Genomic DNA, 11,952 nt, shown 5'->3' on the forward strand with positions numbered 1-11,952 from the left:
TTCCGTGGATCGGGGCCCTTCGTCGTGGAGCCGCCTGTCGGAATCGAACCGACGACCTATTCATTACGAGTGAATCGCTCTACCGACTGAGCTAAGGCGGCGGACACTCCGGAAGACCGGAGCGGCACGGGTCACGACTATACAGGTTCAGACGAGCGAGCGCGAAACGAGCGTGCCGAGTTCGTCGAAGGAGCGCTGCAGATCGTCGACCAGGTGCGATTCCGCCGGGGACTCGGACCACTCCCACCAGGCGTGTCGCAGCGTGGCGAGGGACACCAACGACGCGAGTCGGGCGCGTCGGTGCAGGCGCGGCTGATCGTCCGCGGCGAGCGGGTCGTCGTGGGTCATCCGCCGCGCGATCACCGACTCGAGCTCGGCCTGGAACTCCTTCATCGAGGCCATGCGCTGGCTGAACAGCTCCGGGTTCGCCCGGAGGACCGACTGCCGCTCGTTGATCAGGCCACGTTCCTCGATGAGTTCCCGCGCCGAGTGCACGAGCAGCGCGCCCACGTCGCCGAGCAGCTCCCCCGTCGGGCCGCCCTCCACGAAGATGTCGAGCGCTTCGTCGTCCGGCAGCGTGGGGTCGTCCCCGAGGATCGCCTGCTCCTTGCTCGGGAAGTAGTTGAAGAACGTCCGTGGCGAGATGTCGGCGCGGCGGGACACCTCGTCCACCGTGACCGCGGCCAGGCCGTCCTCGATCGCGATCCGGAGGGCTGCCTGCTGGATGGCGAGTCGGGTGGCGCGTCGCTTCCGCTCCCGCAGGCCGGGTTCTGCTTCGGGCATGCGCTGATCCTCCCACGTACGAGCCGCTCTCCGGCCGCTCCTCGGTGTGCCCTCAGCGAAGGACGTCCCGGTCAGCGCAGCGCGCGCACCACGGTGACGAGCAACGCCTCGAGTGCGAGCAGCGCGGCCACGTTCGCGGCGATCCGTGTGCGGGCGAGCGCGACCGCGTCGAGGATCTCGAGCGCGGCAGCGGGCGGCACCGAGTCACGCGCTCGGTCGAGGTCGTCCTGCATCGACAGGTTCACGGGGTCGCCCGGCGCACCGAGGCCCATCAGCAGCAGGTCCCGGTACAGCGAGGACACGTCGACCAGGATGCGGTCGAGGCCGTCACGCAGGCTCCGGGTGGCTCGACGCTTCTGGTCCTCCTCCATCGCGCGCAGCTGGGACCGCAGTGCGGGTGGGACGGTCCCCCCGGGTTCGACGCCGAGCGACCGGAGTGCGGCGTCGCGCTCTTCGGCATCGCGCTCGAGGGTGATCGCCTTGGCGTCCTCGTCGGCGACGGCCAGGAGTTCAGCAGCGGCACCGACCGCGTCACCGACGCTCCGGATGCGCAGGACGGTCTGCAGGGTCCGGCGACGGCGATCCCGCGCGTCGGCGCTCGTCGCGAGTCGCTGGGCCATGCCGATGTGGCTCTGCGCCTGCCGTGCGGCGTCCAACGCCAGTACCCGGTCGACGCCGTTGCGCGCGACGAGCAGGTCAGCGACGGCCTCGACACCGGGCACGCGGAGGCGGACCGAGCGGACACGGGACCGGATCGTGGGCAACAGGTCCGCTTCGCTCGGCGCACAGAGGATCCAGACCGTGCGCTCGGGCGGTTCCTCGAGCGCCTTGAGCAGCAGGTTCGACGTGCGCTCGGTCATGCGGTCGGCGTCCTCGATGATGACGACACGCCACCGCCCCACCGACGGCGAGTAGTACGACGAGGTGACGAGCTGGCGGATCTCGTCGATGGTGATGATGACGCGCTGCGTCGTGAGGACGGAGACGTCGGGGTGCGTGTGGGCCGTGATCTGCCGCAGCGTGTGGTCGTCGTCGGGGCCGGACCCCACCAGCGCTGCGGCGAACGCCGTCGCGACGTTCGACCTGCCGGAACCGGGCGGACCGGTGATGAGCCACGAGTGGGTCATGCCACCGGTGCCGTCGGGCGACTCGGCCGCGTTCCGCAGCGCGGCCACGGCGTCTTCCTGCCCGGTCAGGCCGTCCCAGACGCTCACGGTGCCATCCTGGCAGCGACCACCGTCACGGAGCGATCCCCACGACGGGTGCGAGGCCCGCACGGATGGCGGCCTGCACGTCGTCCTGGGCTGCGGACGCATCGACCGTCAGGAAGCGCTCCGGCTCGGCGCTGGCCATGTCGAGGAAGGCCTGTCGGACCGTCTCGTGGAAGGCAGCCGCCTCGGACTCGAGCCGATCGAACGTGTCGCCGCGGGCAGCGGCGACACGAGCGCGGCCGACCGTGACGTCCAGGTCGAGCAGCACGGTCGCATCCGGCACCAGGCCGTCGGCGGCCCAGTCGGACATCCCGCGGATCGCTTCGGCGCCGAGGCCCCGGGCGACGCCCTGGTACGCCACCGACGAGTCGATGTACCGGTCCTGCAGCACGACGTCGCCGCGAGCGACGGCCGGCCGCACCACCGTCTCGATGTGGTGGGCACGGTCAGCGGCGTAGAGCAGCGCCTCGGCCCGGGGCGACACGTGGCCGCGGTCGTGCAGCACGATCTCTCGGATCCGGAGGCCCAGGTCGGTGCCGCCGGGCTCGCGCGTCCGGACGACGGTGCGCCCGTGCGCTTCGAGCCACGCCGTCAGGAGCTCGGCCTGGGTGGTCTTCCCAGCGCCGTCACCGCCCTCGAGCGTGATGAAGCGTCCGGTCACTTCTTCTTGGCCGGTGCGCGTCGGGTGGCGGGCTTCTTCTTGACCGGACCCTTGGCACGCTTGTCCGCCAACAACTGCACGGCACGGTCGAAGTCGACGCTCTCGACTTCCTCGCCGCGGGGGATCGTGGCGTTCGTCTCGCCGTCGGTGACGTAGGGGCCGAAGCGGCCGTCCTTGACCTTGATGGCCTTGCCGGAGACCGGGTCCGCCTCGAACTCCTTGAGCGCCGCGGTCGCAGCACGCTTCGCGCCGTACTTGGGCTGGGCGAAGACCTCGAGCGCTCCGGGCAGGTCGATGTCGAAGATCGCATCCTCGCTCGGCAGGGTCCGGGTGTCGGTGCCCTTCTTGAGGTACGGGCCGTAGCGACCGTTCTGCGCGGTGATCTCGGCCCCGGACTCGGGGTCGGTGCCGACCGTGCGCGGCAGGTCGAGCAGCTTGAGCGCCGTCTCGAGGTCCACGGACTGCGGGTCCATCGACTTGAACAGCGACGCCGTGCGTTCCTTCGGCGCGGCCGCCTTCTTGGTGGTCTTCTTCTTCGGTGCGGCAGCGGTGTCCGAAGCAGTGGCCTTCGCGGACGTGGCCTTCGCGGACGTCGTCTTCGCGGACGTCGACTTCGTGGACGTCGGCGCGGCCGGTGCCTGGTCGAGGACCTCGCCGGTCGACGGGTCGACGGCGGGCTCGGGCTCGGGGGTGCGCTCGGTCACGTACGGCCCGAAGCGGCCGTCCTTCGCCAGGACTTCCTTGCCGGTCTCCGGGTTGATGCCGACGACACGGTCGCTGACGACCGGTGCCTCGACCAGCTCGCGGGCCTTGTCGGCCGTCAGCTCGTCCGGAGCCAGGTCCTCGGGCACGTTGACCCGGCGTGGCTTCTCGGGGTCGTCGCTCGGGGTCTCGATGTAGGGCCCGTACCGACCGATGCGCAGGGTCAGCCCGGGCGAGAGCTCGACGGAGTTGATCTCGCGCGCGTCGATCTCGCCGAGGTTGTCGATGACGGTGCGCAGGCCGCGCTGGTCGCCGCCGCCGAAGTAGAAGCCCTTGAGCCAGTCGACCCGGTCCTCTTCACCGCTGGCGATGCGGTCGAGGTCGCTCTCCATCTCGGCGGTGAAGTCGTACTCGACCAGGTCACCGAAGTAGTCCTCGAGCAGCCGGACCACGCTGAACGCGATCCAGTTCGGCACGAGGGAGCTCCCCCGCGGCGTGACGTACCCACGGTCGACGATCGTCGAGATGATCGCGGCGTAGGTCGACGGACGGCCGATCCCGAGCTCTTCGAGGGTCTTCACCAGGCTGGCCTCGGTGTAGCGCGGCGGAGCCGAGGTGTCGTGCCCCTTGGCCTCCACCTCGTCGACGCCGAGGTGGTCGCCCTCGGTCATCTGCGGCAGCTTGGCGTCCGCGCCGCTCGCCGAGGCGTCGTGACGGTCTTCGTCGCGGCCTTCCTCGTAGGCGTTGAGGAAGCCACGGAAGGTGATGACCGTGCCGGACGCGGTGAACTCGACGTCGGTGCCGGCGGCGGTGGACGCGAGCCCCTCGACCGACTCGGTGGAGGTGATCCCGAGCACGACGGACGCGGTCGAGCCCTTGGCGTCCGCCATCTGCGACGCGACGGTGCGCTTCCAGATCAGGTCGTAGAGCTTCCAGTCGTTGCCGCGCAGCACCTTCTCCATCTGCGACGGCGTCCGGAAGACGTCGCCGGCGGGACGGATGGCCTCGTGCGCTTCCTGCGCGTTCTTGCTCTTGCCGGCGTAGCTGCGCGGCTTGTCCGGCACGGTCTCCGCGCCGTACAGGTCAGCCGCCTGCTTGCGGGCCGCGGTGACCGCCTGCTGCGAGAGCGAGGCGGAGTCGGTCCGCATGTAGGTGATGTGGCCGTTCTCGTACAGCGACTGCGCGACGCTCATGGTCTGCCGTGCCGAGAAGCGGAGCTTGCGCGCGGCTTCCTGCTGCAGCGTCGAGGTGGTGAACGGTGCAGCCGGACGACGCGTGTACGGCTTGGACTCGACGCTGCGGACGACGGCGTCACCAGCCCGCTCGAGCACGGTCGTGAGCGCGGTGGCGGATGCCTCGTCGAGCCGGACGGCCTCGGAGGTGGTCTGGCCGCGGTCGTCGAAGTCACGCCCGGAAGCGACCCGGGTGCCGTGGATGCGTGCCAGGCGAGCGGAGAACGCCGCGTCGCCGGCCTTCTCGAAGCGGGCGGTCAGGTCCCAGTAGTTCGCGGAGACGAACGCCAGGCGCTCGCGTTCGCGGTCGACGACGAGTCGGGTCGCTGCGGACTGCACGCGGCCGGCGGACAGCCCGGGGCCGACCTTGCGCCAGAGCACGGGTGACACCTCGAAGCCGTAGAGGCGGTCGAGGATGCGGCGGGTCTCCTGCGCGTCGACGAGCGCCGTGTCGAGCTCGCGCGTGGCTTCCTGGGCGCGCTGGATCGCTTCCTTGGTGATCTCGTGGAACACCATGCGCTTGACCGGCACCTTGGGCTTGAGCACCTGGAGCAGGTGCCAGGCGATGGCCTCGCCCTCGCGGTCTTCATCTGTTGCGAGGAAGAGCTCGTCGGCGTCCTTCAGGGCGCGCTTGAGGTCGGCGACCGTCTTCTTCTTGGCGTCGGAGACGACGTAGTACGGCTCGAACCCGTTGTCGACGTCGACGGAGAACTTGCCGAGCGACCCCTTCTTCAGCTCAGCAGGCAGGTTCTTGGGCTCGATGAGGTCACGGATGTGCCCGACTGACGCCTGGACCTCGTATCCGTCACCGAGGTATTGCGCGATCGTCTTCGCCTTCGCGGGGCTCTCGACGATCACGAGCTTCTTCGTGCCTGGCACGTGTCTCCTTGATCGATGGTGCTGTCGGCCCGGGGACGCTCGCCGCGTCCGGGTCGACCGGGACATCGATGACCGGCGGGCCGACAGGCACACCATACACACAGTGCTGCAGGATGCCTGCCGGACGGTCATCGGGCGCTGCCGGTCAGTTCGGTGCCGGACCGGCCACGGCGTGCGCCGTGACGGTGAGCGCGCCGGACCGGGCGGCGACCGCGACCCGGACGTGACTGCCCGCGGTCTCGCAGGTCATCACACGGACGCCCGATGCCGCCGCGACCGCCCCTGCCCGGGCGCACGGTCCACCGGGAACGAGCCCGACGAGCGAAGCCGCCGCCGCGGTCGCCGCGGCGTCGGCACCGCCCTGGGCGCGGACCGTGGCGACCCGGACCGCCGCGGCCGCCAGCACGATCCCGGCCAGCACCAGCACGGTGGCGACGACGGCGACCATCACGACCGTGGCCGATCCGCGGTCGTCCGCACGACCATGCCCGGGCCGGGTCATCCCCCACCGTCCGCTGCGCATGCGGTGCCGTGCAGGAGGACGGGGAGCGGTCCGGCCGGTCGGCGCTCGAGCGTCACGCACACCAGGACGTCGCGGTGCGTGACCGACGAGGCCGTGCCGGGACCGGCGGCGGCGAGCGCCGCCCGTGCGGTGTCGGTGTCCGCGCGGCCGAGCGCTCGGGACGCCGTCGCCGCCGCGAGTTGCAGCCGCCCCTGTGCGTCGACGAGCACGACCCCGGCGATCGCCAGGCCGACGACCACGGCCACCACCGGCAGGGCGACCGCGAACTCGACCGTGACCGACCCGCGGTCACACCGCGCTCGACCTGGCCCCCGATCCCGCCGAGCGCGACCCGACCCGCGGTCACGATGTGAGCGCACCGCGGACGAGGTCGGTGAGGATCGCCTGGACCTCGCCGGAGCGCATCACGGCGACGAGCACGCCGGCGAAGGCGACCGCCGCCAGGATGACGACCGCGTACTCGGCGGTGGCGGAGCCCTGGTCGTCCGCCGGTCGTGGCAGTCGGAGCGACGGACGAGGACGAGGCGCGACGGGACGTGCGCCGTGTGGATGGTCGGACCGTGTCATGGTGTTCCCCTTCGTGTCTGGTCCGCCCAGCGTGCCGACACCCGGTCACCCGCTGCGGGCCGAGGTCCTGCGGTGTGGATGCCTCACGTGAGGTCCCCGACTGTGGAGGAGAGGAGCGCGACCACGACCGGGACGACTCCGACCAGGACGAACGCCGGCAGGACGCACACCCCGAGCGGGACGACGAGCCGGACCCCGAGCCGCTCGGCTGCCGCGAGCGCGTCGGCAGCGGCGTCGTCGCGCAGGTCCTCGGCCGCCGATCGCAGGAGCGCCGCCGCCGGGACCCCCGCACGACGAGCGAGCGTCAGCGTCTCGGACAGCCGCGCCTGCGCCACCGGGTCGTCAGCACCCCCCAGGCCGGTCTGGCGGACCGCGTCACCCGCTCCGGACCACGACCCACCGCCGGACAGCGCCACCGCCCAGACGTCGAGCAGGACCCCCGGGATGCGGCCGTCCGGCTCCACGGCCCGCACCAGCCGCCGCGACCACCAGCGTCCGAGGGCGACGAGCGCAGTGGCGGCAGCCAGGCTCACCCGGCCGAGCGGTGCACCGGTCAGCGCACCGAGCGTGTCCACGCCGCCGACGGCAGCGAGCAGCATCCCGACGACGGGGAGCGCGAGGACGACGGTCGCGCTCGTGCGGGGTCCGGCGAGGGCCACCACGACGGCACGGTCGGCGCCGGCGCTGCGTCGGAGTGCGGCCGCCACGGAGTGGAGCGTCGGCGCCACGGGTGCTCCGGTCCGTGCAGCGACCTCGAGCACCGCGCGGACGTCCGGGTGCGCCGAGACGAGTCGGGCGGCACCACCTGCGTCGGGGCCCGTGCGCACGGCTCCGACCAGTTCCCAGGCGCGGGGCGGGCTCGCCCCGGCGGCGACGAGCGTCGCGACGCGGTCGAGCAGTCGAGCTGCCACGACCGGGTCGAACCCGCCGTGACGACGACCGGTCCCCGTCACGGGCGCCGACGACCAGGCGCCGTCCCTGCGACCGGACGTCCGACAGCCGCGGACGCACCTGAGCGTTCGACAGCCGCGGACGCACCTGAGCGCTCGACGGCCGCGTGCACCGCGCCGGGGCGCTCAGCCGCCACCCGCTCGACGACCAGCCGACCGGCGTCATCCAGCCGGAACCGCCCCGCGGCACCGAGCCGGCGCACTCCGCGGCGCCGCTCGACGTGCAACACGAGGTCGAACGCACTGACGGCCTGTCGGGCCAGGACGGTGGGCTCGAGTCCAGCGAGGGCACCGAGGGCCTCGAGCCGGGCCGGGACGTCGTCGAGTCCGTTGGCGTGCACGGTGCCCGCTCCGCCGTCGTGCCCGGTGTTCAGTGCCGACATGAGCTCGCGGACCTCGGCACCGCGGCACTCCCCCACGACGAGCCGGTCCGGGCGCATCCGGAGCGCTTCACGGACCAGGCGGTCGAGCCCGAGCGCACCGGCACCCTCGGCGTTCGCCTGACGCGCTTCGAGCCCGACCACGTGCGGGTGGTCGATGCGGAGTTCGGCGACGTCCTCGACGGTGACGATGCGTTCGTCGGCGGGGACCCGCGCGAGCATCGCCCCGAGGAGCGTCGTCTTGCCGCTGCCCGTCGCCCCGGAGACGAGCACGTTGCGTCGGAGCCGGACGGCGTCCTCGACGACCCGCCGCGGCACCCGGTCGAAGGTGGCGGAGCGGTCCAGGTCGTCGAGCGTCGGACGACGGCCGCTCGGCAGCCGGATCGAGATCGCGGTCCCGCGGACCGCCACGGGCGCGAGCACGACGTGCACCCGGATGCCGTCGCCGTGGCGGACGTCGGCGACCGGCGTGGTCTCGTCGACGTGTCGCCCGCCTGCGGCGACCAGGGCCCCGGCGAGGTCGCGCGTCCGTCGTTCGTCCAGCCGGAGTCCGGTCCGGACGAGGCCGTCCCCCCGGTCGACCCAGACCCCGGCGCCGCCCTGGACGAGCACGTCGGTGACGGCATCGTCGAGGACGAACGGTGCGAGTTCCTCGAACACCAGGGGGTCGGCCCCGGTCCTGAGGCGGTCGGGTGCGGCCGCACCGGGGAGGAACGGGGCAGCGTGGGCGCGGTGTCGGTGCATCTGCCGCACGCTAGGGCGGCGCTCGGACCCCGGCAGCGGTGCGGTGTGCTCCTGTGCGGAACGGCGAGTGTCCCCAGCAGTGCGAACTTTTGTCCCCCGATCACTGGCGCCGTACCCCACACGGTGTCGCGACCGTCACCGACGTCGAGCACCACCGGAGGGCGCCTGCGAGGCGCGCGGACGGGCATGCGACCGAGCGGGTCGCACCACGCGACGGCGTTCCCCACCATGGACCGGTCTGTCCATGCATCCGCGGCGCTGCGCCGATCGGCCCGGAACCAGCGTGCGGACAGTCGGCGACAGGTGTCGAGCGAGTCCGGGAAAAAGAAGAGGCGGCACCGGTTGGGGGGAACAGGTGCCGCCAGGACAACGGAGGATTGGGGGGAATCCGATCCGATGCCGCCGGAAACGAGTCCGGCAAGAACGAGTGTACCCCACGCGAGGGTGCCGCGGGCAACCCCGACGCGCCGCTGTGCGCCGACCGGCTGGTGCGCAGTGCACACCCCCGCCGGTCCGGCGATCGGAGCGGCTGGCCCCGGGGGTAGTCTCCGACTGGCACCACCAGCACCACGGACGAAACGACGCAACGACGCGAAAGGACATCGATGTCCACTCCGACCCAGGTCGACCCCCGCAACGAGGACCACGGAGCCGACGGCGACCGCACCTTCCCACCGTCTCCCGAGTTCGTGGCGGACGCCGTCGCGCACGAGGACCTGCACGAGGCCGCCAGGCAGGACCGACCGGCCTTCTGGGGCGAACAGGCCCGGACGCTGCTGGACTGGCGCACGCCGTTCACGAAGACGCTCGACTGGTCGGGAGCGCCGTTCGCGAAGTGGTTCGACGACGGCACCCTCAACGTCGCCGAGAACTGCCTCGACCGTCACGTCCGCGCGGGCAACGGCGACCGGGTCGCGATCCACTTCGAGGGTGCTCCCGGCGACACCCGACGCATCACCTACGCCGAACTCACCGCCGACGTGCAGCGCGCCGCGAACATGCTCACCGACCTCGGCGTCACCCAGGGCGACCGGGTCGTCGTCTACATGCCCCTCATCCCCGAGGCCGTCGTCACGATGCTCGCGGTCGCCCGGATCGGCGCGGTGCACTCGGTCGTGTTCGGCGGGTTCAGCGCCGAGAGCCTCCGTGCCCGGATCGAGGACGCCGGCGCGAAGCTCGTCGTCACCGCGGACGGCGGCTGGCGGCGCGGCGCGGTCGCAGCGCTCAAGCCCGCGGTCGACGAGGCACTGCAGGGCGAGGGCACCGACAGCGTCGAGCGCGTGCTCGTCGTCCGCCGCGGCGGCAACGACGTCGCCTGGGACGACGACCGCGACCTGTGGTGGCACGACGCGTTCGCACAGGCCGCACCCGAGCACGAGGCACAGGCCTTCCCCGCCGAGAACCCGCTCTTCATCCTGTACACGTCCGGCACCACCGGGAAGCCCAAGGGCATCGTGCACACCTCCGGTGGCTACCTGACCCAGGCGTCGTACACGCACAAGAACGTCTTCGACATGCACCCGGAGAAGGACGTCTACTGGTGCACGGCCGACATCGGCTGGATCACCGGCCACTCCTACGTCGTCTACGGCCCGCTGGCGAACGGCGTCACCCAGGTCCTCTACGAGGGAACGCCGGACGAGCCGAAGCCCGGCCGCTGGTGGGACATCGTCGACTCCTACGGCGTCACCGTCCTCTACACCGCACCCACCGCGGTCCGCGCCGCCATGAAGGCCGGCCGACAGATCCCCGAGGCCCGCAGCCTGGCGTCCCTCCGCCTGCTCGGCAGCGTCGGCGAGCCGATCAACCCCGAGGCCTGGCAGTGGTACCGGCAGGTCATCGGCCATGACCGCACCCCGATCGTCGACACGTGGTGGCAGACCGAGACCGGCGCGATCATGGTCTCCGCACTCCCCGGCGTCACCAAGCTCAAGCCCGGCGCAGCGCAGACACCGCTGCCCGGCATCGTCGCCGAGATCGTGGACGAGGACGGCCACCGCGTCGACCCCGGCGGCAGCGGCTACCTCACCATCGCCGAACCCTGGCCGTCGATGGCACGCGGGATCTGGAACGACCCGGAGCGCTTCGTCGAGACGTACTGGGACCGCTTCCCCGGCCGCTACTTCGCCGGCGACGGCGCCCGGCTCGACGGCGAGGGCGACATCTGGGTGCAGGGCCGCGTCGACGACGTCATGAACGTCTCCGGCCACCGGCTCTCCACCGCGGAGATCGAGTCGGCCCTCGTCGGACACGAGGGCGTCGCCGAGGCCGCCGTCGTCGGCGCAGCCGACGAGACGACCGGTCAGGCCATCGTCGCGTTCGTGATCCTGACCACCGAGGCCGCCGAGGGCGTCGACCGTGACGCCGTCGCGGCCGAGCTGCGCGCCTGGGTCGGCACCCGCATCGGCGCGATCGCGAAGCCCCGACAGATCGTCATCGTGCCCGAGCTGCCGAAGACGCGGTCCGGCAAGATCATGCGGCGGCTGCTCCGCGACGCGGCCGAGGGACGCAGGATCGGCGACACGACCACGCTGGCCGACCCGACGATCATGGCGACCATCGCGGAACTCATGTAGACCGCGGAACGTGATGAGGGCCTCCAGTCAGTACCGACTGGAGGCCCTCATCACTTCCGGCAGACGGGGAACACCCGTCAGGCGGTCAGCTCCACCACCAACTCGACCTCGACCGGTGCGTCCATCGGGAGCACCGCGACGCCCACCGCGCTCCGCGCATGGACGCCGGCGTCGCCGAAGACGTCGCCGACCAGGGTCGACGCGCCGTTCGCGACACCGGGCTGCCCGGTGAAGGCGGGATCGGAGGCGACGAAGACCGTCACCTTGACGACCCGGGCGACGCGGTCGAGCGAGCCGGCGACGGACTGCACGGCGGCCAGCGCGTTGAGTGCTGCCTGGCGCGCCTGCGCGGTCGCGGTGTCGGCGTCCACGTCCGCACCGACCTTGCCGGTCACGGGCAGCGCACCGTCGACGAAGGGCAGCTGCCCCGCGGTGTACACGTACTGCCCGGTCACGACGGCCGGCACGTAGGCGGCCACGGGGGCTGCGACCTCCGGGATCGTGAGCCCGAGCTCCTGCAGACGCGCGTCGATGCTCACGCGTCGGCCTTCGGACGCTTCAGGTAGGCGACGAGTCCGCCCTCGGGACCGGTGACGATCTGGACCAGTTCCCAGCCCTCGCCCCCGTGCGCGTTGAGGATCGCGGTGGTGTTGTGGATCATCAGCGGCGTGGTGAAGTACTCCCAGCGAGTCATGCGGTTCCTTGCCAGCCTTTCAGTCGGGGGTGTCGTTTAGGCTGCATCAT

At 71.9% G+C, this 11,952-nt stretch carries 12 protein-coding genes and 1 tRNA gene; 1 reads left to right on the top strand and 12 read right to left on the bottom strand.

Annotation, left to right across the window (positions count from 1 at the left end; all coding sequences use genetic code 11):
* Positions 1-25 precede the first annotated feature (25 nt).
* The 10 genes from BIU90_RS04275 to BIU90_RS04320 form a co-directional block, all read right to left on the bottom strand.
* A tRNA-Thr gene (locus BIU90_RS04275) sits at positions 26-101 on the bottom strand.
* Positions 102-147: 46 nt separating this feature from the next.
* On the bottom strand, positions 148-783 hold the full coding sequence (locus tag BIU90_RS04280; protein WP_071299000.1) for a TetR/AcrR family transcriptional regulator: 636 nt from the start codon (positions 781-783) through the stop codon (positions 148-150).
* A gap of 71 nt (positions 784-854) precedes the next feature.
* Positions 855-1,997: a DNA polymerase III subunit delta' gene (locus BIU90_RS04285; RefSeq protein ID WP_071299001.1), complete on the bottom strand. Its 1,143-nt coding sequence runs from the start codon at positions 1,995-1,997 to the stop codon at positions 855-857.
* A 25-nt stretch (positions 1,998-2,022) separates the two neighbouring features.
* Positions 2,023-2,655 (bottom strand): dTMP kinase, encoded by a 633-nt coding sequence (gene tmk / locus BIU90_RS04290; RefSeq protein WP_071299002.1) that lies wholly within the window; start codon positions 2,653-2,655, stop codon positions 2,023-2,025.
* Positions 2,652-5,468: a type I DNA topoisomerase gene (gene topA / locus BIU90_RS04295; protein ID WP_071299003.1), complete on the bottom strand. Its 2,817-nt coding sequence runs from the start codon at positions 5,466-5,468 to the stop codon at positions 2,652-2,654. Before topA ends, tmk begins: the two co-directional genes overlap by 4 nt.
* Before the next feature lie 145 nt (positions 5,469-5,613).
* On the bottom strand, positions 5,614-5,970 hold the full coding sequence (locus BIU90_RS04300) for an Rv3654c family TadE-like protein (protein WP_071299004.1): 357 nt from the start codon (positions 5,968-5,970) through the stop codon (positions 5,614-5,616).
* The gene (locus BIU90_RS04305) at positions 5,967-6,350 is read right to left on the bottom strand and encodes a TadE/TadG family type IV pilus assembly protein (protein WP_302847384.1); all 384 of its coding nucleotides are present in this window, start codon (positions 6,348-6,350) and stop codon (positions 5,967-5,969) included. The genes BIU90_RS04300 and BIU90_RS04305 overlap by 4 nt, the downstream gene beginning before the upstream one ends.
* On the bottom strand, positions 6,334-6,558 hold the full coding sequence (locus BIU90_RS04310; RefSeq protein ID WP_071299006.1) for a DUF4244 domain-containing protein: 225 nt from the start codon (positions 6,556-6,558) through the stop codon (positions 6,334-6,336). Before BIU90_RS04310 ends, BIU90_RS04305 begins: the two co-directional genes overlap by 17 nt.
* 83 nt (positions 6,559-6,641) lie before the next feature.
* Positions 6,642-7,469 carry a type II secretion system F family protein gene (locus BIU90_RS04315; RefSeq protein ID WP_139195101.1) on the bottom strand — a complete coding sequence of 276 codons (828 nt, stop codon included), beginning with the start codon at positions 7,467-7,469 and terminating at the stop codon, positions 6,642-6,644.
* Positions 7,470-7,507: 38 nt separating this feature from the next.
* On the bottom strand, positions 7,508-8,632 hold the full coding sequence (locus tag BIU90_RS04320; protein WP_083403694.1) for a CpaF family protein: 1,125 nt from the start codon (positions 8,630-8,632) through the stop codon (positions 7,508-7,510).
* A gap of 605 nt (positions 8,633-9,237) precedes the next feature.
* Here BIU90_RS04320 and acs point away from each other — a divergent pair.
* A complete protein-coding gene (gene acs / locus BIU90_RS04325; RefSeq protein WP_071299008.1) occupies positions 9,238-11,208 on the top strand; it encodes an acetate--CoA ligase in 1,971 nt (656 codons plus the stop codon).
* Positions 11,209-11,285: 77 nt separating this feature from the next.
* Here acs and BIU90_RS04330 read toward each other — a convergent pair whose 3' ends face one another.
* Positions 11,286-11,747 (bottom strand): RidA family protein, encoded by a 462-nt coding sequence (locus tag BIU90_RS04330; RefSeq protein ID WP_071299009.1) that lies wholly within the window; start codon positions 11,745-11,747, stop codon positions 11,286-11,288.
* Entirely contained in the window at positions 11,744-11,902 is a 159-nt protein-coding gene (locus BIU90_RS18180; protein ID WP_139195102.1) for a DUF4177 domain-containing protein, read from the bottom strand. The genes BIU90_RS04330 and BIU90_RS18180 overlap by 4 nt, the downstream gene beginning before the upstream one ends.
* Between the last annotated feature and the right edge of the window lie 50 nt (positions 11,903-11,952).

Origin of the sequence: Curtobacterium sp. MCBA15_001 (genome assembly GCF_001864835.1) — a bacterium.
In the GTDB taxonomy this organism is placed as follows: Bacteria; Actinomycetota; Actinomycetes; order Actinomycetales; family Microbacteriaceae; genus Curtobacterium.